At 32.9% G+C, this 21698-nt stretch carries 18 protein-coding genes; 15 read left to right on the top strand and 3 right to left on the bottom strand.

The genetic code is table 11. The features are described from left to right. Positions 1–117 precede the first annotated feature (117 nt). A complete protein-coding gene (locus tag NYE65_RS04160) occupies positions 118–2001 on the top strand; it encodes a S8 family serine peptidase (protein ID WP_340859915.1) in 1884 nt (627 codons plus the stop codon). Positions 2002–2807: 806 nt separating this feature from the next. Then, positions 2808–4256 carry a CDP-glycerol glycerophosphotransferase family protein gene (locus NYE65_RS04155; RefSeq protein ID WP_340859914.1) on the top strand — a complete coding sequence of 483 codons (1449 nt, stop codon included), beginning with the start codon at positions 2808–2810 and terminating at the stop codon, positions 4254–4256. Between the two features lie 158 nt (positions 4257–4414). On the opposite strand, the gene NYE65_RS04150 is transcribed toward NYE65_RS04155, so the two are convergent. Together NYE65_RS04150 and NYE65_RS04145 are read right to left on the bottom strand one after the other, a co-directional pair. Then, positions 4415–4606 (bottom strand): hypothetical protein, encoded by a 192-nt coding sequence (locus tag NYE65_RS04150; RefSeq protein ID WP_048681418.1) that lies wholly within the window; start codon positions 4604–4606, stop codon positions 4415–4417. 206 nt (positions 4607–4812) lie between these two features. Beyond that, complete coding sequence (locus NYE65_RS04145; protein ID WP_340859913.1) at positions 4813–5991, bottom strand: MFS transporter; 1179 nt, start codon at positions 5989–5991, stop codon at positions 4813–4815. 713 nt (positions 5992–6704) lie between these two features. Here NYE65_RS04145 and NYE65_RS04140 point away from each other — a divergent pair. Further along, positions 6705–7544 (top strand): SGNH/GDSL hydrolase family protein, encoded by an 840-nt coding sequence (locus NYE65_RS04140; RefSeq protein ID WP_340859912.1) that lies wholly within the window; start codon positions 6705–6707, stop codon positions 7542–7544. Between the two features lie 105 nt (positions 7545–7649). On the opposite strand, the gene NYE65_RS04135 is transcribed toward NYE65_RS04140, so the two are convergent. Beyond that, complete coding sequence (locus NYE65_RS04135) at positions 7650–7949, bottom strand: helix-turn-helix domain-containing protein (RefSeq protein WP_340859911.1); 300 nt, start codon at positions 7947–7949, stop codon at positions 7650–7652. A gap of 478 nt (positions 7950–8427) precedes the next feature. Between NYE65_RS04135 and NYE65_RS04130 the strand changes: the two genes are divergently transcribed. From NYE65_RS04130 to NYE65_RS04075, 12 genes are all read left to right on the top strand, one after another. Continuing rightward, positions 8428–9108: a YveK family protein gene (locus NYE65_RS04130; protein ID WP_340859910.1), complete on the top strand. Its 681-nt coding sequence runs from the start codon at positions 8428–8430 to the stop codon at positions 9106–9108. Between the two features lie 38 nt (positions 9109–9146). After that, entirely contained in the window at positions 9147–9824 is a 678-nt protein-coding gene (locus NYE65_RS04125) for a CpsD/CapB family tyrosine-protein kinase (protein ID WP_340859909.1), read from the top strand. Positions 9825–9962: 138 nt separating this feature from the next. Then, positions 9963–10727 carry a tyrosine-protein phosphatase gene (locus NYE65_RS04120; RefSeq protein WP_340859908.1) on the top strand — a complete coding sequence of 255 codons (765 nt, stop codon included), beginning with the start codon at positions 9963–9965 and terminating at the stop codon, positions 10725–10727. Between the two features lie 266 nt (positions 10728–10993). Beyond that, complete coding sequence (locus NYE65_RS04115) at positions 10994–11662, top strand: sugar transferase (RefSeq protein ID WP_340859907.1); 669 nt, start codon at positions 10994–10996, stop codon at positions 11660–11662. A gap of 280 nt (positions 11663–11942) precedes the next feature. Then, positions 11943–12725, top strand: coding sequence for a glycosyltransferase family 2 protein (locus NYE65_RS04110; RefSeq protein ID WP_340859906.1), 783 nt, complete (start codon positions 11943–11945; stop codon positions 12723–12725). 300 nt (positions 12726–13025) lie between these two features. Further along, a complete protein-coding gene (gene galU, locus NYE65_RS04105; protein WP_340859905.1) occupies positions 13026–13919 on the top strand; it encodes a UTP--glucose-1-phosphate uridylyltransferase GalU in 894 nt (297 codons plus the stop codon). A gap of 15 nt (positions 13920–13934) precedes the next feature. Next, positions 13935–15260, top strand: coding sequence for a UDP-glucose dehydrogenase family protein (locus NYE65_RS04100; protein ID WP_340859904.1), 1326 nt, complete (start codon positions 13935–13937; stop codon positions 15258–15260). A gap of 556 nt (positions 15261–15816) precedes the next feature. Then, positions 15817–16866: a glycosyltransferase family 4 protein gene (locus tag NYE65_RS04095; protein WP_340859903.1), complete on the top strand. Its 1050-nt coding sequence runs from the start codon at positions 15817–15819 to the stop codon at positions 16864–16866. A 5-nt stretch (positions 16867–16871) separates the two neighbouring features. Further along, positions 16872–17426, top strand: coding sequence for a serine O-acetyltransferase (locus NYE65_RS04090; RefSeq protein ID WP_340859902.1), 555 nt, complete (start codon positions 16872–16874; stop codon positions 17424–17426). A 25-nt stretch (positions 17427–17451) separates the two neighbouring features. Beyond that, entirely contained in the window at positions 17452–18546 is a 1095-nt protein-coding gene (locus NYE65_RS04085) for a glycosyltransferase (protein ID WP_340859901.1), read from the top strand. A 682-nt stretch (positions 18547–19228) separates the two neighbouring features. After that, positions 19229–20209 (top strand): glycosyltransferase, encoded by a 981-nt coding sequence (locus NYE65_RS04080; RefSeq protein ID WP_340859900.1) that lies wholly within the window; start codon positions 19229–19231, stop codon positions 20207–20209. Positions 20210–20213: 4 nt separating this feature from the next. Continuing rightward, positions 20214–21332: an EpsG family protein gene (locus NYE65_RS04075; protein WP_340859899.1), complete on the top strand. Its 1119-nt coding sequence runs from the start codon at positions 20214–20216 to the stop codon at positions 21330–21332. Positions 21333–21698 lie beyond the last annotated feature (366 nt).

The following is a 21698-nucleotide window of genomic DNA, read 5'->3' as shown; positions in this document are numbered from 1 at the left end:
AAAGGTTAGTAAAACCGAATCGGACGGTATACAATCTAGTTAGGAATAATAGTAGAATTGGTTCATGATCTAACCTCATCGATAGCTATTCTTAATCATATTTTTTGGAGTGATTGTATGCACAAGCTTATTCAGGCCATATTGCCGGTATTATTACTATTTATGATTCTGCCAATCTACCAGCCAGATGCTGCATCTGCGGAAGAGACGCCGCAATCTGATGGTGTCATCGTCAAGTACAAAGAGACGGGCGATGAGCCGATCAACGAGTTGATAGAAAAGGTGGAGGTTCCTAAAGGGGAATCAACCGATAACCTGATCGAGGAACTTGAAGAACAGAAGGATGTGGAATATGCAGAACCAAACTATCTGTTCAAGAAGATGGAAAGCCCGAACGATCCAGCCTACATAGACCAGTGGCACCATAAAAAGCTTGGTACGGGTGCAGCGTGGACAAAATCAATGGGATCGAAGGAATTGATCGTGGCCATCATTGACGACGGCATCGATCGCAACCACGAAGATTTAAAAGGGAGGATCGTCAATGCCTATGATACGATACGCAATCGGAAGCATATTGTCCCAAAAGGGGAGCATGGAACGCATATCGCTGGCATCATTGCCGGTTCTGCGAACAACGGCATAGGCGGAACGGGTGTTGCCCCGAACGTTAAACTAATGCCGATCAACGTCTTTGATGGAGAGTATGCCGATACGGCCGATATCATTGACGCGATACATTATGCCGTTCAGCAAAAGGCAAACATCATCAATATGAGTTTAGGCGACACCAGTTATTCGGAGTCCTTGAACAAGGCCGTCCAGGAAGCCTATAAAAAAGGCGTACTGATCGTCGCGGCTGCCGGGAATGAAGGGGATATGGGGAAAAATGTACAGCGTGTGTACCCAGCTGCATTCAGTCACGTCATTTCCGTTGCTGCCACTAACTCAAGTGACAAACGTCCCAGTTATTCCAACTACCATTCAACAGTCGATATTGCGGCCCCTGGAGATGACATCCTTTCAACCTTGCCAAATGGTAAATACGGCTGGATGAGCGGAACATCGATGGCGACGCCAATGGTGGCGGGTGTAGCGGCATTGATTTGGTCCCACGAGCCAAAGCTCAACAAAACGGAGGTTGAATACCGTCTCTATGATTCAGCCGTGGACCTAGGTACAAAAGGGAAAGACATCTACTATGGAAACGGGCGGGTCAATGCCAAAAAAGCACTGGAAATGAAGACGCTAACCAAACCGTCCGTGACTGCGATATCCGATAAGGACACCAAGATCAACGGGAAAATCCCAGCAGATTTCAAAACGGGGACCGTCTCCATTTATACCGATAAAAAACAACTCGCCACAGTGAAAATCAACGGCGAAAAAACGTTTACAGCGACCATCGCAAAACAAACAGTCGGCACGACCATCTTTACTAGGCTCATCGATAAATCGGGAAATAAAAGTATACCCGTTTCATTTAAAGTGGCAGATAAAACGGCTCCTGCAAGACCGTCCGTAAATACGGTAGGTGATAATACCGTAAAAGTAACCGGAAAAGCGGAAGCAAGCTCTTCCGTCACCGTCAAAACCGGCAAAACGGTTCTAGGCAAAGCAAATTCCAACAGCGCAGGGAATTTCACCGTAACGATGTCAAAAAAACAAAAAGCCGGAAAAGTCCTATCCGTTACAGCAACCGATAAAGCGGGCAATATAAGCTCGATCAAAACCGTGACCGTCGCAGACAAAACAGCACCAAGTAAACCGACGGTCAACACAGTCACGACAAAAACGACAATAGTAACCGGAAAGGCAGAAGCTAACTCCACAGTGTTCATCAGAGCATCAAAAAAAGTGATCGGCTCTGCAACAGCAACGACCAAAGGCACATTCTCGGTTCGAATCCCCAAGCAAAAAGCCGGAAAGAACCTATATATTCGTGCCAAAGACAAAGCGAAAAACGTAAGCGAATCAAGAAAAGTAACAGTTAAAAAGTGATGGAAAAACAAGAACAGCCCCCAATCATCTAATTGGGGGCTGTTTATGATTATGGCTGCAATAAGGGAAAGTTACACGACGGCTATTTGGATGAACAAACAAAAGTTAAAAGTTTTCTAAAATATAATTACAATGAAGTGTATAACTAGTATAATATCATAGGTATATTGTCTTTTTTTCAAAATATAGGCTGTGACAAAGGTACCGGCAAAATATGCCGTAGGATTACAAGTACCGGAAAACATGGGGGGAAAGCTTTGAAACAAGAAACTGTTTATGGTCATCTTGAAAATGGAAATCCTGTTTTAGCAGATGACTATTGCCTTTTCAATGGCACTAAGAGTATTAGTAAAAAAAGAAAATATAATATGAAGTATTTCGTCTATAGTCAAAAAACGAACAATACGGTTACTCTTTCAGGATATGAACCAATGACAATCCTGCAAACGATCACTTCAAAGAAAGGAAATGTTAAGGAAAGAATTATTTTCTTCGTTGATACAAACTGCAAACTTTCCTTCGTGAAAACAAACCAAAAAAATCTGCAGATAGACAAAACACTGGATAAGATTGAGAAAAGCCCGTTTTTCAAAAGTTTAGTATTCCTTTTATTTTTTCATTTCCTATTTGTTGGGGTCATGCGTAGCAGAAATTATTCGTTTAAAGACGTATACTTATCTTTCGGTTACGATAAAAGCATAAATTTCAAAGTGCATTTTCTCTTTCCAGTCAAAATAAGAGAGAAATTCGCAATGAAGACAGGGAAGATATCGATATTCATTCATACCTACTGGTCTTTCATACCAATGAAGGAAATTTATCAACATTATGTAACCACTAGCGAGATCAATACGCCTATTTTTATCAAACTCAGTCACGCTGATCATGATTATTGGTATAATTTTAAATCAGACTCTAAGCATAAATACAATAAAAATCATTATCTGTACAACACCCGGTCCTATCGTTTGGGGCAGATGAATAGTGAACTTTTTATTCGAAAGTCTATAACAGGACAATACGTTATCGTATTGACAAGTATAATGAGCAAAAGCATTATAATTAAAGAAAGATTTGCTTATTTGATCAGCCTTTTTTCACTAAACAAAAAAAAATACGATATCTATTTTGAAAAATTCAGTGCAGGGGCTTCGGAATCGGCCTTTGAACTGTTTAAATATGCATTCAAGATGGGGGATTCCTGCGTTTATATCTTAGAAAAAGGCCACCCCGAATTCAAGAGTCTTAAGCAACAATACGGAAAAGCCCTAGTTGGGAAAAATAGTTTTCTTGCTTTCTATCACATCTTTTTAGCCAGGAGTTTTCAATCTTCCGATCTTGTGGGTCATATACAACGCCGATTGTACGATAACGATTACCTAATTAAGAAAAAGGTTCTTTCAACTGATAAAAAAATAATGTTGCAGCATGGACCATGTATGGCGACCAATATTTTCGAACGTGGTTACTTTAATCGTAAAGTGCCGATTGCACCAGATTACATGCTCGTAAATTCCAATTTCGAGAAAAACTTGTTCCTTAAAAATACAGGTTATACGGAAAAAGAACTTATGGTAACAGGGCTGCCTAATATTGATTTATATGTCAAGGAACAACAAAATGAAAAAAACCAAATTACATTCATGCTTACATGGCGACCATGGGATCTCACAGGAAGCATTGAAGTTGGAAGCTATTTAGACCGTTATTTCTCATTCTTGGAATTAATTCGAGAAGAGAAGTTCTACAAAGATAAAAAAATTAATGTCATTCTCCATCCTAAATCAAGAATCATACTTCAAGAACAGTTCCCGGATATATATGATAAATACGAAGAATCGTTTTTTGAAGGGGATATAAAGGATGCTCTATTAAACAGTAAAGTTGTCATATCCGATTATTCTTCTATTACTTTCTATGCGTTTGCAGGCGGAAGTAATGTAATCTTCTATTGGGAAGACAAGGCTCTTGCAGAAGTGGAATATGGAGCGCCAAACATTCTTCAGAAGGAAATTGCTTTTGGCGGCATAGTGGAGAGATTCAAAGATTTGCACTCTGAAATTGTTTACAATTACAATAACCCGCAATCACCTTTCCATATTGCACAATTCTCAAAATTAATGGAGTGCACTAGCGGTCACAATACAGAAAATACCTATGACTACATTCAAAACATCATTTTCCAAAATGAACATAACCCTCTTGAGGAAGAGAGTGCATTTTCTATGTCTGAAAAGCAATCTTCTGCTTCTTGATTGTTCTGGGAGAAGGCCACCAAATGGTGGTCTTTTTTTTGAATATGCGATTTACATCATACATTCAAATTAGAGAAAAATACCTTTTAAGGGACAAAAAAAAGAAGCAATAGCCAATATTGCTTCTATGATTACATATATCGACTTCATGAAATTCTTTAAATTTCACCCTCTTCAAGCCTCCTATTATACTCAACTTTACTGATCAGTCCCTTTGCATTACAGGTAAGACAATCTGTATAAATATCGTAGGCGCCTGTACCTGCACAAACATGACATTTAACATGAGTTTCCGGTATATCCTTATGCATGAATGAAAAAACTTTTCCAATATACTGCAGAATAATCATTCCCAAAACTCCTTTTTTTTCTATCATACAACGAAAAAGAGAGATGGAAACAGGAAATACAATAACATTACTTAAAACAAATAAAACCATAACATACTTTACATGGGGTTAAAATTGTGCTGACGCAAATGCAATAAACTGTTCTACAAAATCACTTCTGTTTTAAGAAAAAAAGAACATCCATAAAGATGTCCCTCAATTTATAATTACTTCATTTTTCGCAAAATCCATAAGTAAGCCACTATTGAAATCCCCACAGAGACTGCTGCCATTATGTAAATGCTTATATACCCGAAAAGATAACCAATTTGTCCGAAGAGGATGGCACCGAAACCGATTCCAAGATCAAAGAAGGAATAGAAAGTGGCATTGGCCATGCCTTTTCGGTTTCGGGCAGCGTGTTCAAGAGACCACGCTTGAAGAGCCGGTTGGACAGCACCGAATCCAATGCCATAAAAAATAGCTGCCATATACAGAATCATGTTACTTGGCATCCAGGCTAGCAACAGCATCGCCGTTACGATAAAAAGAGTGGATGGAATGAAGACAGCTTGATGTCCTTTTTGATCATAGATCTTTCCAGCAAACATTCGTGTGAAAATAAGAGCTAAAGCGTAAAGAAAAAAGTATCCTTGAATACCTGTCAAACCTTTTTCGATTGTATAAAGCGGTAAAAAGGTAGCAGTCCCGCCAAAAGTTACCGTAATGAAAAAGACAAGAACGGACGGAGCAACAGCGCTTTTTTCATAAATGTCAAACCTATTAGTTTTAACTGGGACAGAAGCATGATTTACTTTTTTATAAGTAATTGTTGAAGCCATGATCCAAGCTGCAAGAATTAATGCACCGCAAAATAAAAACAAGTGTTGAAAGGTTAAAACATCCGCTAAGAAAAGCCCGAATGAAGGGCCAATAGCCATCGCCAAATTTCCTGATAAAGTGAAGTATCCCATACCCTCACCCCGACGCTTTGCTGGGATAAGATCGGACGCAATCGTACCTGATGCCGTGGTCGTATATCCCCACCCAATCCCTTGTACAATCCTTATAGCGCATAGAAGGAAAATGCTCATCATATATCCAAATGAACCAATTGATACCGCCAAAAGGGCTAGACCGAACAGGAAAACAAAACGTCTGCCTTTTGTTTCCAAGGCCTGTCCAGCAAAGGGGCGGACAATCAGGGCAGAAAATAAAAACATCCCAGCAACTAACCCAATATACCGTTCATTTCCGCCAAGCTCTTTTACAAAAAGCGGAAGGGTAGGGGAGGTCATCTGAAAGGATAAAAAAACAAAAAAGTTGGCCAAGAAAATCATAATAAAATCACGCGACCAGATTTTATTAATAACAGGAAGCTCTTCTTTTAACAAAGGTACACCCATAATAGTTATTCTCCTCAACTGATAGTAATTATCATTCTCATTTTACTAAAGTTATAGAGAACAATCTATAAAAATTGAGTGATTACTATAAATCTAAGTAATATTGACTATAACAAAATAAAAAGAGCCCTTGGGCTCTAAAATAAACTATTAATGATCAATTTTATCCAACCAATAAAAGAAATCCATAACGGTATGCTCAAAGATGTACCAAACAAAAGTCCTTTAAAGAAATTCCCTTCATTTTCACCTACCATATTGAACACACCTCTCGGCTTGGTTTTCTTGAGATAATTATAAATGAAAGCGCTTTCTTTATATATGAGACATTTGAAGCAATTACTTTACAATTTAATCCTTAAGAGAAAGCAGAAAAGTTGAATCAGTCGGCTTACTCATAAAATAACTATTTTGCAGCATCTAATTAGGTACAGCTATCCAATATGAGTAATTGCTAGGTATCCCGGTATCCCTCCTGATAATAAAATACCCCTTAAAAGGCGAAGACGGTACCATAACAATGTCGAGTGTTGTCGGAATAAATTGGAAGAATATTCTTTATCGCAAAAAAATTGATAGTTATAATTAATGAGAGAAAAATAACCGAAAAATGTGAAATAGAGCTCTAGTAGCAGTACAAGAATAAGAGTTTTACTCTATTTTATAAGGCTTCCATGTCAGTCACTAATGTTCAATTATTATGGGAGGTAAAGATGAGGAAATATGGTTTAGTCATTATCGCTGGAATTTGCTTAGCAGTGCTGGTTTTTGGCCATCTGCATTGGAAAAACATAAGTCAGGCAGCAGGGGTAGAGGCTAGAGAAGCTGCAGCAAAAGTAAAAGAAGAGGAAAAAGAAGAAACGGAAGCTTTAATACAAAGTTTAAAACCGGAAAATAATAAACAGCAACCGTTAATAGATTACCTGCATTATAAGTCTCTGACTCAAGAAAGGATTATTGTTTCTCTATTGGGTAGTAACGGTACCTCAGGAACCGGGGCAAGTAAGACTTCCAATAGTTGGGCAGGACGCTTAGAGAAGAGTCTGCGAGCAGATCGTGATGATTTAGAAACACTAAGTTTCATTAATCATGGGCATGAGGGGTATTCAACAGAGGATTTGATAAAAGGAAAGAAAATTGAAGCGGTGATACAAGATGATCCCGATCTGATTATTTTTGAAAATTCGCTGATAAATAATCATTATCAATCATTAAGCTTGGAACAGACGCAAAAAGATTTGGAAAGCATCACGACAAAGTTACAGAAAGAGCTGCCGAATGCAAAGATTCTAATACTTTCACCAAACCCAGTCGCAAATGGTAAAACAGAGAATAGTTTAGGTTTGAATTATTCTGATTATATTCAAGCATCCGAGCAGGTCATTAAAACGAATAAATGGAACTATCTGAATAGTAAAGAAAAGATAGAAAAGAAGCTAAGTGAAAAGAATATGAGATTGGCTGATATACTCACGAATGATAATATCCATCCCAATGATCTAGGGCATTACATATGGTTCGAGGTGATGCAGGAATATTTTAAGTTAAAGTAGTATATATAAATGGGGGAAATGTGGCTATATTCACGTTTCCCCCTTTAATTTTATTCATTGCACCTAAAAGAAAGCGATTTCATAATTTCTCAAGCCTTAAAGACATCACTTTCTACCTTGAATGAATTCGCGCATTTCCTCTTTCGATATTCCTGAACCCAAAACATCCTGCATGATTTCAAGCCACTCTTCATCCATGCTCTTGTCTGCTTGTTCATTCAACAGAGCATCCACTTTAATACAAAGGATTTTAGCGATTTTCTCCAAAACTAAAATAGTAGGATTTGTTTGAAGGTTTCTTTCCAGTGAGCTTATATAGGATTTTGCGACGCCGGATTTTGTGGAGAGTTCACTAATTGACATTTTCCTTTCTTCCCTAAGTAACTTAACTCGGTAACCTATCATTTTGACCACACCTAACCATTAATATGAAAATTATATACTGATTTAAACTATCACTTTCAGTGTACACATTTTCCTATCATTTTTAATGATAACTAGGCACTAAAATACTTGACACAATTATATGTATAAACGTATTTTTCTGTTTTGGTAGGCATTTAGTTAGGTTCGTTATTAGTAAATATTATAAAAACAGGTAACTAGATAGAAAAAATAGGAATTGCTGTATACTTAGGTTTATTGAATATTTAAGTCGAAAATATTCTGGTAAATGAGTAATATATATATGTTCAATGCATTATTTCAAATTTAGGAATTATTTCCTTTGTATTTCCGTTTTCTTTTTTGTAAAATTACTTTGGCATTTTGAAAAGTATTCTTTCATTGTAAGTTTCATGTAAATTTTCTTGGAAATACATAAAAACTAGGTAATATTATGGTATAATGCAATAGGTCATTTTTAACATATCAGGAGGATGAAATGGAAGAAACTATTAGTATTCAAGATATTTTTAAAACATTAAAGAAACGTTGGAAGCTAATCATGCTACTGACATTGATTGCCGCTTTGATTAGTGGAACAATTTCTTATTTCTTATTAACACCCGTTTATCAATCTTCAACACAGATTCTCGTTAATCAGAAACAATTGGGGAACCAATTGGACTCGAATCAAATACGATCTAATATTGACATGATCAACACATACAGTGTGATCATAAAAAGCCCTGCTATATTAGAGAAGGTCATTGATGATCTTGAACTAGAACAAAACGTGGATCAACTTAGTCAAAAAATTACGATTAACAGTCAAGAAGATTCTCAAGTCTTCTCTTTAACGGTTCAAGATAGTAATCCATCGAAGGCCGTTGAAATTGCAAACGCAGTGTCTGGAACATTCCAAAAGGAAATCAAAGATATAATGAATGTCGACAATGTTAGCATACTTGCGAAGGCAGTAGTAAATGAAAATCCTACTCCTGTAAAACCATCTCCATTGTTGAATGTCGCTATTGCAGTTGTGGTGGGATTGATGGCTGGAATAGGCTTGGCATTCCTACTAGAGTATTTTGACAATACAATTAAGGACGAGGATGATATAGAGAGACTCCTTGACTTGCCATTACTTGGATCTATTCAAAAAATATCGCAACATAAATAAAGAACCATTCAGTGACATTAAGAAAGGAAGTGGGATTTTTGAGAAGTAAAGATGAAAAACAAGTGAATTTAATTGCGCAGACTAATCCTAAATCGCCTATTACTGAACAATATCGATTAATTAGGACAAACATACAATTCTCTTCAGTAGATAAAGAAATCAAAACTATTGTGGTTACTTCATCGGAGCCTAATGATGGGAAATCGACTACAGCTGCCAACCTAGCGATTGTGCTTGCTCAAGAAGAGAAAAAAGTATTACTTGTGGATGCAGACTTAAGGAAACCATCAGTACATTATGCTTTTAACCTTAGTAATATACATGGACTTACTAGCGTATTGACAAAGAAAATGGACTTAAGAAAAACTATCTTGAATTCAAATGTTTCAAACTTAGACATTTTAACAAGTGGGCCGATACCACCTAATCCTTCAGAGTTATTAAATTCCAAAGCGATAGAAATTGCCATTAATGAACTAAAAGGAATGTATGATTATATCATTTTGGATACACCGCCTGTTCTTGTAGTGCCGGATTCCCAGATTGTAGCCAATAAATGTGATGGCGTGATCATGGTAGTGGCGAGCGGCAAGACAAACAAACAAAGTGCAGTGAAAGCAAAGGAGCATTTAGTGAAAGCTAATACATCCTTGCTTGGAGTCGTTTTGAATGGCGTTGAAACAGATAATAGCAATTATTATTACTATCAATCTTAATGAAACAAAACATTTTTCGACAAAATAACACCCTGTTTGATGGCAGTTTTATATGCTACTATTAATCAGGGTAATAGTTCCTATTTTTAAAATATTAGGTCTTTTTAGCTATCTGTTTTTAAAGGGAGTGTATGAAATTTGATCGACATACATTGTCACATTCTTCCAGGGGCTGATGATGGATCACTGGATATGCAGGAAAGCATGGCCATGGCAAAGAAAGCTGTAGAAGCAGGGATAACCCACTTATTTGCCACACCACATCACTTGAATGAGAGATATGTTAATGTGAAGAATGACATTATTAATCGTGTATTGGAGTTTAATGAGTGTTTACAACAAGAAAATATTCCTCTTTCTGTTCTTCCCGGACAAGAATTAAGAATACATCGAGAATTATTTGTTTCACTTGAAAGGGGGGAAGTATTAACGCTTGATAATACCGACAAGTATTTGTTGCTAGAACTTCCTTCAGGACATGTGCCTACATACACACAAGAACTGATCTATGAGCTGTTGTTAAAAGGGATAACACCCATTATTGTACATCCGGAGAGAAACAAAGAATTGATAGAGAAGCATAATTTATTATTTAATTTAGTTCAAGAAGGTGCCTTAACTCAACTTACATCTGGTAGTATTATCGGCCTCTTTGGTAAAAATGTTAAGTCATTTTCAAAAAAAATTATTGAACATAATTTGGCTCATTTTATTGCAACCGATGCCCATAACATGAGCTCTAGGGGATTCACTTTACAAGAGGCTTATGAAGCCATCACAAAAACATATGGAATTGAACGTACATTTTATTTTAAAGAAAATGCTAAACTGCTTATAAAGGGACAAGATCCCTCTATTATAAAACCATCACCATTTAAAAAGAAAATCTTTGGAATCTTTTAGAATTACAGTTAATCAGGAAACGCTTTCATTATTATAATATAAACTTCGTTTTTGTGTAAAGTTTTGTAGGGGTCATTAGATGAAATTTGGAATTTTGGATTCAGTCAAATAGGGAATTTATAAGTTGAATATATAGGGTAATTTGACAATACTTGATGTTTGTCCAAAGTCCATTAAAAAGCGTTACATAAAAAAGGGTACGCTGTAAGCCAACATATTTTTGCTTTCATATATAATCTATATACTTTTTAAGAGGGGAAAATCTAATGAGACTGAGTACTGAAAAGAATAATTTTTTTAGGGAATATGCGGCAACTCTTGAAGGTATACAACATGACTCCAGACAATCTAAAGTTGCGCTATATTTCTATATTAAGAGGTTTATTGACATTATATTTGCATTTCTGGGATTGATAGTAGCAAGTCCAATAATCATCTTTACTGGGGTAATTATTAAGCTTGAAACACCGGGTCCTATTTTTTTTAAACAAGAAAGAGTAGGACTAGATGGTAGGTACTTCAATGTTTATAAATTACGTTCTATGGGGGTAGACGCAGAGAAGAACGGTGCCCAGTGGGCGCAAAAAAACGATCCTCGAGTTACAAAAGTAGGGGCATTCATTCGAAAAACGAGAATCGACGAATTACCGCAGTTATGGAATATTTTAATAGGTGAAATGAGTTTAGTAGGGCCTCGTCCAGAAAGACCTTTATTTACAGCACAGTTTAATGAAGAAATACCCGGATTTATTGATAGGCTTAAAGTAACGCCTGGCTTAACAGGATGGGCACAAATAAATGGGGGATATGATATTTCACCCGAAGAGAAAATTAATTTAGATCGTTACTATATAAACAATCAAAGTTATTGGCTAGATATTAAAATAGTATTAAAAACGGTAAAAGTTTGCGTTACTGGTAACGGTGCTAGATAAAAAAATGGAAAAAAAGTTATGAAGATGAAAAAAGTGTTAATAGCTGATGGAGAAGGATTTATTAGTGTAGATAAATGTTTGAAGAAGTTTATGAAGTATATAATAGAGATTTTGTTTGGGGGATATTAGGCACGTGTACTTGGAAATTCTAATAAGTAAGTACAACTTAATTGGAACTCGCTTTTAAAAGTCTATAAGGGAACTTAGAATACATTATATTCTAGGAAAACGTATATTAATTTAAATTTAACATAAGAATATTTTTTGAGGTGTACATTTAATGAATGGAAAGTATCAAAAAAATAATCTGGTTTCTATTATAACTCCTACCTATAATTCTGAAAGATTCATTAGAGAAACTATTGAATCTGTTCGGAATCAAAGCTATCAGGATTGGGAAATGATTATCGTTGATGATTGTTCAAATGATAATACATGTAATATCATAAAAACTTTTTATAAGGAAGATACTAGGATAAAACTTGTGATGTTGAAAAAAAATAGTGGGGCAGCAGTTGCTAGAAATACAGCTATATCCAAAGCCAAGGGACGCTTTATTGCTTTCTTAGATGGTGATGACCTCTGGGACCCTTTAAAGTTAGAAAAACAATTGGATTTTATGGTTAAAAATAATTGTGCATTCTCTTTTACCAAATACAGAATTATTACAGAAAGTGGTGAGAAGACACAAAGAGTGATAAATATACCTCAAGAAATAAACTATAAAGGTCTCTTGAAAAATACAATAATTGGTTGTCTAACGGTAATAATAGATGTTTCAAAAATTGGGAAACCACAAATGCCGAATATACGTGCTGGTCAAGACACTGCAACTTGGCTGGAAATATTGCGGTCAGGTATTATTGCTAAAGGATTCCAGGAAGAATTAGCTTTCTACAGAAAAGTTGAAAATTCAATATCTAGTAATAAGTTTAAAGCTTTAAAGAGAACTTGGAATATTTATAGAAATGTTGAAAAATTAGATTTGGTTACTTCTATTTGGTGTTTTAGTAACTATGTATGGAATGCGATTGTTAAAAATTTACTTGTATTTAGAAGATAGTTGAAAAATAAAAATAGATTAGTGCATTTAGAATTTTTTAGATTTGACACCATTGATGAATTGGATTCAAACACAATTACATATTGTGTTATAACATTCAAGATTTTAAACCAGAATATTATTCTTTCCAGTTATCGGAATCTATAGTATTGAGGATTTATAAATTGGGGGTTTAATAAAATAATTAAACTTGAAATCGAAAATGCTAATTTATTCTAGTTTAACTACTAATAAAAATTTAAACAGATGATCAGGATAGTAAATCTTGATGTGAATTTGTTAATAGGAGAGAGTGGTACTATGAAAAAAATAACGAAAGCGATTATTCCAGCTGCTGGTCTTGGAACACGTTTTTTGCCAGCTACTAAAGCACAACCTAAAGAAATGCTACCAATAGTGGACAAGCCTACTATTCAATATATAATTGAAGAGGCAGTTGCATCAGGTATAGAGGATATTATTATTGTAACTGGAAGAGGAAAAAGAGCTATAGAAGATCATTTTGATAAATCTTATGAATTGGAAGAAACTCTTGAAAAAAAAGGGAAAATAATACAGCTTAAAGAAATTCAAAATATATCCAATTTAGCTAATATTCATTATATCCGACAAAAAGAAGCATTGGGGTTAGGACATGCCATATCTTGTGCAAAGAGATTTATTGGAAATGAACCTTTTGCTGTATTATTAGGTGATGATATTGTTAATTCACATGAAGTGCCATGTTTAAAACAATTAATTGATGTGTATGAAAGATATAATTCTTCCGTAATAGGGGTACAACAGATTCCGTATGAGGATGTTTCTAAATATGGAATTATGTCTATTGAAAACGGTGAAATTGGTGAAAAAATTTTCCGCGTTGATCGTTTGGTTGAAAAACCTGCAATAAATGATGCCCCATCTAATTATGCCATAATGGGAAGATATATATTAAGACCAGAAATATTTGATATTCTAGAAAAGCAAAAGCCAGGAGCAGGCGGAGAAATACAATTGACTGATGCTATAAATACTCTTAATAAAAAACAAATGGTTGTTGCATACGAATTTGAAGGTGTTAGGCATGATGTGGGTGATAAATTTGGTTTTATTAAGGCAACTATTGAATTTGCTTTAGAAAGAGAAGATCTAAGAGAAAATTTAATTAATTTAATGAGAACAGTATTAGATAATAACAAAGTAAACCAATAAAAGAGGTATTATGATATGAAAATTGCTGTAGTAGGTACTGGATATGTAGGGTTAGTCACAGGGGTTTGTTTATCTGAAATAGGGCATGAAGTTACATGCATAGATATTGATAGTGAAAAGGTAGAGAAAATGCGTACTGGATTCTCTCCAATTTATGAACCTGGATTAGATAAACTGATGTTAAAAAACATTAGAGAAAGAAGATTGTTTTTTACAACAGATAATAACCAAGGTTTGCAAGGTGTTAATGCAATTTACATCGCGGTTGGTACCCCAGAGAGGGAAGATGGCTCAGCAAATCTTTCCTTTGTAGAACAAGTTGCAAAAGAAATCGCTGAAAATGTGACTTCTGATGTAATTGTTGTTACAAAGAGTACTGTTCCAGTTGGAACGAATGATAAAATTAATAAAATTATTCAATCTCATTTAGTGAATAAAGTAAAAGTATTTGTTGTTTCTAACCCAGAGTTTTTGCGTGAAGGATCAGCAATTCATGATACGTTTTATGGTGATCGGATTGTTATTGGAGCTGACAATGACGCAGCTGCAGACTTAATTGAAGAGATTAATAAACCTTTTGGTATTCCAGTATTTAGAACCGATTTAAGAAGTGCTGAGATGATTAAATATGCCTCTAATGCATTTTTAGCTACCAAAATCAGTTTTATTAATGAAGTAGCAAATATCTGTGAACGATTGGGTGCAAATATTGAAGATGTCGCTGTAGGAATGGGGCAAGATAGTCGAATTGGGAATCAGTTTTTAAATGCAGGTATTGGTTTTGGTGGATCTTGTTTTCCAAAGGATACAAAAGCGTTGGTGCAAAGTGCTGATAGTGTTGGATATAATCTTCAAATTGTTAAAAGTGCAATGAGGGTTAATATAGAGCAACAGGAAGTGTTATTGGAGAAGTTAAATGATCGGTTTGATAATAATCTGGAAGGAAAGCGAATTGCGATTTTAGGGTTAGCTTTTAAGCCGAATACGGACGATATGAGGGAAGCACCTTCGATTATTATTACTAATAAATTGGTGGAACAAGGTGCTGAAATTATAGCCTACGATCCTATAGCTATGGATAATGCAAAAAAAATATTAAATGAAAATATTACCTATTCAGAAAACTTGGAAGGTGCACTATACAAAAGCGATGCTGCTCTAATACTTACAGCATGGAATGAATTAAAGCTAATAGACTTGTCTAATTTAGATAAGTTAATGAGTAATCCAATAATTTTCGATGGGAGAAACAGTTTTAATTTAGATGAAGTAAAAAAATATAATATAGAATATTATTCTATCGGCAGGCCAGAAATTGTAAATAGCTTCGTTGAATCTTAATTTTCCTTAAGTTGGAATATATTATTTTTCGAAATGATTCTACTTTTAGCATTTATTATTTAATTGTTTTTTAACAATGGTATAGAGTAATTATTTCTTGAACAAATGCTGATAATTCACAATTCGAAAATGTCTGAAATTATTCAAGTGATAAGTTTATTTATAATGATCTTTTTTAAGGGCTTTATATTTTAGGGATGAAAGTTTTCTTTGAAAGATAGATAGTAATGTTCATAAAGAAGCTACCTTTACCAAAGTCATTTCTATCTCTTTTAAGCTAGAAGTAATTAAAATGTAATATAAGTATTAGAAGAAGTAATGTGGATTTTGACTATAGTAAAGAAAAAAAGGTATTAAAGGCATTGACTTTTTTAACTGTTAGTGTTAAAGCACTTATTGTTTTTACTCTGATTTATTGTTGCTTAGAATATAGATAGTGTAGCCTGACAATGAATCTTATTTTATATAGTTTTACTTTTAATACAAGTATTTAATGATATAAAAATGTAAGGTTAAGTAATAATACGAAGATAGTTAAACTAGAAAGGGGAAATAAATGAAGTCAAAAATAGGAATTATCGGACATTTTGCATTTGGAAAAGATTTTTTTGATGGCCAGACTGTAAAAACGAAGATTTTGTACAATGAATTTAGAAGTATATTGGGAAATGATAATGTTTTATATGTTGATACCTATAATTATAAAAAGAATGTTATTAGGTTGTTATTTAAAACTTTAAGGCTTTTTAATAAAAGTGAAAATGTTGTAATTAATCTTTCTACAAAAGGAAGATATGTGTTTATACCTTTGTGTTATTTTTTGAAAAAAGTGTTTGGGACAAGAGTACATTGCATGGTAATTGGCGGGGGTTTTCCTGAACAAATGAAAAATAATAAATTCGTTAGAAGAATTTCTAGAAAAATAGATGGAATATATGTAGAGACTACTGTTATGTTAAATGCGATGCATGATTTGGGTTATGATAACGTTTATCATTTAAATAATTTCAAAAAATTAACTATGGTCAAAAAAAGTGATTTGAACCTTAAATCTAATTTTCCATTGAAAATTTGTACATTTTCTCGTGTTATCAAAGAAAAAGGTATAGAAGATATTATAGAAGCTATTACTAGGATAAATCAGCAAGAAGGTAAAGTCATATATTATCTTGATATTTATGGTCAAATTGGTACTGAATATCAAGAAGACTTCGAAGAACTAATAAAAAAATCCCCTGATTTTATAAGGTATAAAGGAATTATTGATTATGATAAATCAGTTGATGTAATAAAGGAATACTTTTTGCTTGCTTTTCCAACTTTATACAAAACTGAAGGGGTTCCTGGAACAATAATAGACGCATATGCATCTGGAGTCCCAGTTATTTCATCAGATTGGAATTCATGCAAAGATGTAGTAGATGATAACTCAACTGGAATAATTTTCAAGATGGGGGATATAAATGATCTTATTAGTAAATTGAAAGAAGCCTATACCTATCCACAAAAGATAACTAGCATGAAAGAAAATTGTTTGGATAAGGCTTTCCAGTATTCTTCTCATATAGTAATTCCAAAATTATTAGATTTAATAGATAAGGATTAAACGTTATGAAAAAAATAATATACTCTGACCTGTATAGATATACAGGGAATACTAGTTATTTTAGTTTTATTAAAAATTTAATTTTGAATCCAGCATTTCGATATACGTATGTATTTAGGAAGACTCAATATTATTCTGCAAAGAGGTTTTCAATTTTTAAGTATTACTATAAAGTAAAATTAAGAATGTTGATGGTTAAATATGGATATCAAATACCTAGCAATGTTGAAATTGGAAAAGGGTTTTATATAGGTCATTTTGGAAGTGTTGTAATAAATCCTAAAGTAACAATAGGTAACAATGTTAACATTGCAAAAGGTGTAGTTTTAGGGCAATCGAATAGAGGTAAGAACATTGGTGTTCCTACTATATGTGATAAAGTCTGGATAGGAAGTAATGCTGTAATTGTTGGTAATATTGTAATTAATAGTGATGTTTTGATTGCCCCAAATGCTTATGTGAATTTTGATGTACCTTCCCATTCTATTGTAATTGGAAATCCAGCGAAGGTAATTCCAGTAGAAAATGCAACAAAAGCGTATATTAACAATTGTATTTGATTTATATATGAAAAAAGGAGAAGTTATGAAAAAGATAAAAGTTTTTCACATATTACCTGATTTAGGAACTGGAGGAGCTGAAAAATTAGCGCTTGATATATGTACTTTTCTGAATAAAGATGAATTTGATACAACCCTTATATCACTCTATCCGTCAAAAAACAGTATATATGAACAAATAGCAGATGAGAATGATCTAAATATTATTTTTTTAAACAAACATAAAGGTTTGGATTATAAAATTTTAATTAATCTTAACAAATTATTTAGAGAACAGAAACCAGATATAGTGCATACACACCTTTATGTTGCTCCTTACGTTCTTCCAGCTATGATTATTAATAACATTAATGGAAGAGTACATACGGTGCACAATATTGCATCGATGGAGCTCGGTAATTTCAAAAAAAAAATAATGAAAATTGCATATCAGTTTTTTAAAGTAACACCTGTTGCTATTTCTGATTATATCAAAAAGACAATTGAAATAGAATATCATATAAATACTAATAAAATCCCTTGTATATACAATGGAATTGATACTAATAAATTTACTAGGTCTAGTAGAAAAAACGAAAAAGTGACGACTTTTGTTCATGTAGGGCGTTTTTCAAAACAAAAAAACCATAAATTACTTATTGAATCATTTGCTTTATCATTAACGAAAAATCCTAATATGGTTTTAAAGCTAATAGGTGACGGTCCATTAAAACAAGAAATTATTAATATGATAGCAGCTTTAGGGGTTGAAGATAAAGTTATCTTAAAAGGGATACAAAAAGATGTTAGATTTGAGCTGAATAGTTCAGATGCATTTATTTTATCTTCTGATTGGGAAGGGTTGCCTATATCAGTGTTGGAAGCTATGTCTTGTGGATTGCCAATTATATCAACAAAGTCTGGAGGTACCCCGGATATTGTAAAAGATGGTGAAAATGGTATATTGGTAAATCTGGGTGATAAGGAAGGGCTTGCTAAGGCCATAAATGAACTTTCTTCTGATTATCAATTAAGAAAAAAAATGGGTGATAATTCATATATTTATTCAAAACAATATGATATTCAACAAGTATGTGAGCAATATTCTCTATTATACAAAGGAATATTAGGTCAAGACTGAGAAATACTTTAAGTTTAAAAAAACACTAAAATAATTAATGGAAATAAAAGATTTTGTAGCAGTTTATAGACTTTATTATGTTGTTAAACAGCTATGGTTTTTAAAAATACAGCGCTTGTATCCCTTATACCTTATTGACTTGTGCTTTTAGTTATGATTATAAGAATAATCATCATTAATCAGAACACTTGGTTGTTGTTTGCTAGTTAGCTGATTGGTTTAAGGTAAATACAAAATAGCGTATGCGATTTTGGATAATTTAGAAATTCATTAGACAGAATTCTTAGATGAACACAGTCTCCTTCTTACATCCATAAGTCGAAACCAATTTTTTATTCAAAAAAACCAAAAAAATGAAATATATATGTACATGTAAATTAAATGCCGGCATTCTGTAAGTTTTTAAAAAATTCTAGTTCAATAAAGGCAGATCTTAATTCAATTTAGTAGTTTATTATTTGGGTCCTTATTCGCTGTCATAGGAGTAATTCACTTTTCTATTTGTTAGTGTTTATCTAGTCAATAACACTATAACGAAGGTTGAAGTGTTTTTTCTTTGTTTAAGCATATTGATAAAAATTAAACTTTTATTTTCTTAAGGAAAGTTGAGTTATTACAACTAAGAGCTAGGGATAAAAAATTATCTATCATAGTAGGGAAATGAAAATAAGGAGCGTTATATGTGCTGTTAAGTATTATTGTACCTGTGTATAATGTAGAAAAATTTATCGATAAATGTTTGTATAGTCTTGTCAATCAAACTCTTCAGGATATTGAAATTATAATTGTAAATGACGGGTCAACTGATAACTCACAGAATATTATAGATGAATATGTTAAAAATTATAGTAATAAATTAGTTAGTTTGAATAAAGAAAATGGTGGTCTTTCGGATGCAAGAAATTTTGGTTTGAAACACGCAAGTGGTGAATATGTAGGTTTTGTAGACTCTGATGACTTCATAGATTTTGATATGTATGAAAAACTATATGATTATGCAATAAAAAAAAATGCTGATATAATAATTTCCGATTTTATTTTTGAACCAGATAATATTGTTATTAATTCGGATCTTGAAGATACTATAGAGCTTAATTTAAAGAACAATCCTGAATTACTACTAATTGAACCAAGTGTATGCAATAAATTATTTAAAAGAAGTCTTTTTTATGAAAATAACATAGATTTTACATATGGACTACTTCATGAAGATAGGCTTACAATAGCTAAACTGTTTTATCATAGTAAAAAGATATATTATTTAAAGGAAGCATTTTACCATTATTTAAAACATAGAGAAAATTCAATAACTACATCGGTAAATATGAAAAAGTATACAGATATTATTATTGTATTAAATGAAATTGATCAGTTTTTTGTAGAGAATAATTTTATTCTTCATACTCGAGAGTCGCTTGACAAATTATTTTTAAATTTATATATAGCCTTTTGTATGCGTGCAATATATGAAATTAAAGATATTGATAAAAGAAATGAATTTTTGAATGATTTTGGATACTTTATTCTAAAAAAGGTTAATCAACCATTAAAAAATAGCAGATACAATAATAAGAGGATAAAAATGATTCTAATCCTACTTATAAATAGAAGATATGCTTTAGTTAATTTATTAATAAAAACAAAAAAAATATTAAGAGGGTAACATAATGGTTTATATTTTTTCCTTTTTATTTTGTATTTATTTTGCAGTATTAGTTAGTCTGAGGAAAAACGGGAAGAAAGTTTTCAATGGGAAATTAGACACGTTCTTAGCAATACTATCTTTTTCACCTTTATTTGTATTATATGCATTTCGAGGAGAAATTGGGATTGATCAGCAAGCATATCAGGAAATTTTTAATATAACTCGATATACAAATTTAAAAGAATTACCTACGCTATCCCAAGAAATTGAAATAGAAACTTTTTATTTGTTGATTAACTATTTGGGGTTTAAGTGGGGTTTGGGGATAAACTTTGTTTATTTTATTTGTTCAGGCCTTACATTTTTTTTCCTTTATAAGGCACTAACCTATTATGATCAAGAGAGAAAATATTTTATTATTGCAATCATTATATTTTATTCTCAGATGTTTTTTTCTGGTCTTGACGCAGTACGTCAAATTGTAGGAGTTGCTATATATTTTTATTCTACCAAATATATTACTGAAAGGAAATTCCACTTATTTTTGATATGGGTGTTTGTTGCTTCACTCTTTCATACTTCTGTACTTTTATTAATCCCAACATACTTTGTACTGAATAAAAAAATTAATCCGTTTTTTTACATTATAGTTTCTCTACTTTTTTTATTACTAAGCAAAATATTTACACCTGTAATTCTTGTGGAATATATCGCTAAGGTATTTCCTGATTGGAAATACCTTAGCGATTTGTCTAATGATGTTCAGTATGAAGGAACTGTTGGAATAGTTTATTTTATTCATTTAATAACAAGCGTAGTAATATTACTATGTCAAAAAGAAGTTAGTATTTACAGTAAAAAAATTATTCCTGTAAATATGTATATAATATTCGCTATGTTATACCCTATAGCAAGTCCTTACCTTTCCACAAAAAGATTACTATATTATTTCTTTATTGCTGCCTCTTTAGGGATTCCTTTTGGAATTGAACGGTTAAAAAATTATGAATTAGCTAAATTTAGACCATTAATATTGTTTGCTTATTGTATATTATTTATTTTTCTCTTTCTTTCATCGGTAAGGTCGGGGTATTTAAATCCTCAATGGTTTCATGAACCCTATAAATTCATGAATCAATGAGTTTTAGCATATCGGGATAGTGTTAAATTGTGTGAGTGTGATAATACCATTTAAATACCGATTTAGAAGTAATTATCTGGTAGTTGAAAAATACTATTATGTACAAGTGTAAGATCTTTTCAAATTTGCAACTCTTTAATATAGAGGTAGTTATTCTTTGCATAAATAATTCTCTATAAGTGTAAGTTTTACCGAATGAAGGGTAATTTTTTGAAAGATGTTTTTTTTAATCAATTAACAATAAGCAGAAGCTCAGATTTCTCACTGCTATTTCTAATATGTGTTTTACAGTTCTGTCCTTTATTTCGAAGAATGTTTATTCTCCAATATGTTCATGGTAAAAAATAGAGAAACCGATTTGGGCTT

The sequence above is a fragment of the Peribacillus sp. FSL R5-0717 genome, from assembly GCF_038002945.1.
Lineage (GTDB): Bacteria > Bacillota > Bacilli > Bacillales > DSM-1321 > Peribacillus > Peribacillus frigoritolerans.
Note: the sequence above shows the minus strand (reverse complement) of the source record. Positions and strands in the feature narration are given on the sequence as shown.

Coding starts and splice junctions, on each gene's coding strand:
- NYE65_RS04160 (WP_340859915.1), top strand. CDS start 118: ATGCACAAGCTTATTCAGGCCATATTGCCGGTATTATTACTATTTATG.
- NYE65_RS04155 (WP_340859914.1), top strand. CDS start 2,808: ATGAAGGAAATTTATCAACATTATGTAACCACTAGCGAGATCAATACG.
- NYE65_RS04150 (WP_048681418.1), bottom strand. CDS start 4,606: ATGATTATTCTGCAGTATATTGGAAAAGTTTTTTCATTCATGCATAAG.
- NYE65_RS04145 (WP_340859913.1), bottom strand. CDS start 5,991: ATGGGTGTACCTTTGTTAAAAGAAGAGCTTCCTGTTATTAATAAAATC.
- NYE65_RS04140 (WP_340859912.1), top strand. CDS start 6,705: ATGAGGAAATATGGTTTAGTCATTATCGCTGGAATTTGCTTAGCAGTG.
- NYE65_RS04135 (WP_340859911.1), bottom strand. CDS start 7,949: ATGATAGGTTACCGAGTTAAGTTACTTAGGGAAGAAAGGAAAATGTCA.
- NYE65_RS04130 (WP_340859910.1), top strand. CDS start 8,428: ATGGAAGAAACTATTAGTATTCAAGATATTTTTAAAACATTAAAGAAA.
- NYE65_RS04115 (WP_340859907.1), top strand. CDS start 10,994: ATGAGACTGAGTACTGAAAAGAATAATTTTTTTAGGGAATATGCGGCA.
- NYE65_RS04110 (WP_340859906.1), top strand. CDS start 11,943: ATGAATGGAAAGTATCAAAAAAATAATCTGGTTTCTATTATAACTCCT.
- galU (WP_340859905.1), top strand. CDS start 13,026: ATGAAAAAAATAACGAAAGCGATTATTCCAGCTGCTGGTCTTGGAACA.
- NYE65_RS04100 (WP_340859904.1), top strand. CDS start 13,935: ATGAAAATTGCTGTAGTAGGTACTGGATATGTAGGGTTAGTCACAGGG.
- NYE65_RS04095 (WP_340859903.1), top strand. CDS start 15,817: ATGAAGTCAAAAATAGGAATTATCGGACATTTTGCATTTGGAAAAGAT.
- NYE65_RS04090 (WP_340859902.1), top strand. CDS start 16,872: ATGAAAAAAATAATATACTCTGACCTGTATAGATATACAGGGAATACT.
- NYE65_RS04085 (WP_340859901.1), top strand. CDS start 17,452: ATGAAAAAGATAAAAGTTTTTCACATATTACCTGATTTAGGAACTGGA.
- NYE65_RS04075 (WP_340859899.1), top strand. CDS start 20,214: ATGGTTTATATTTTTTCCTTTTTATTTTGTATTTATTTTGCAGTATTA.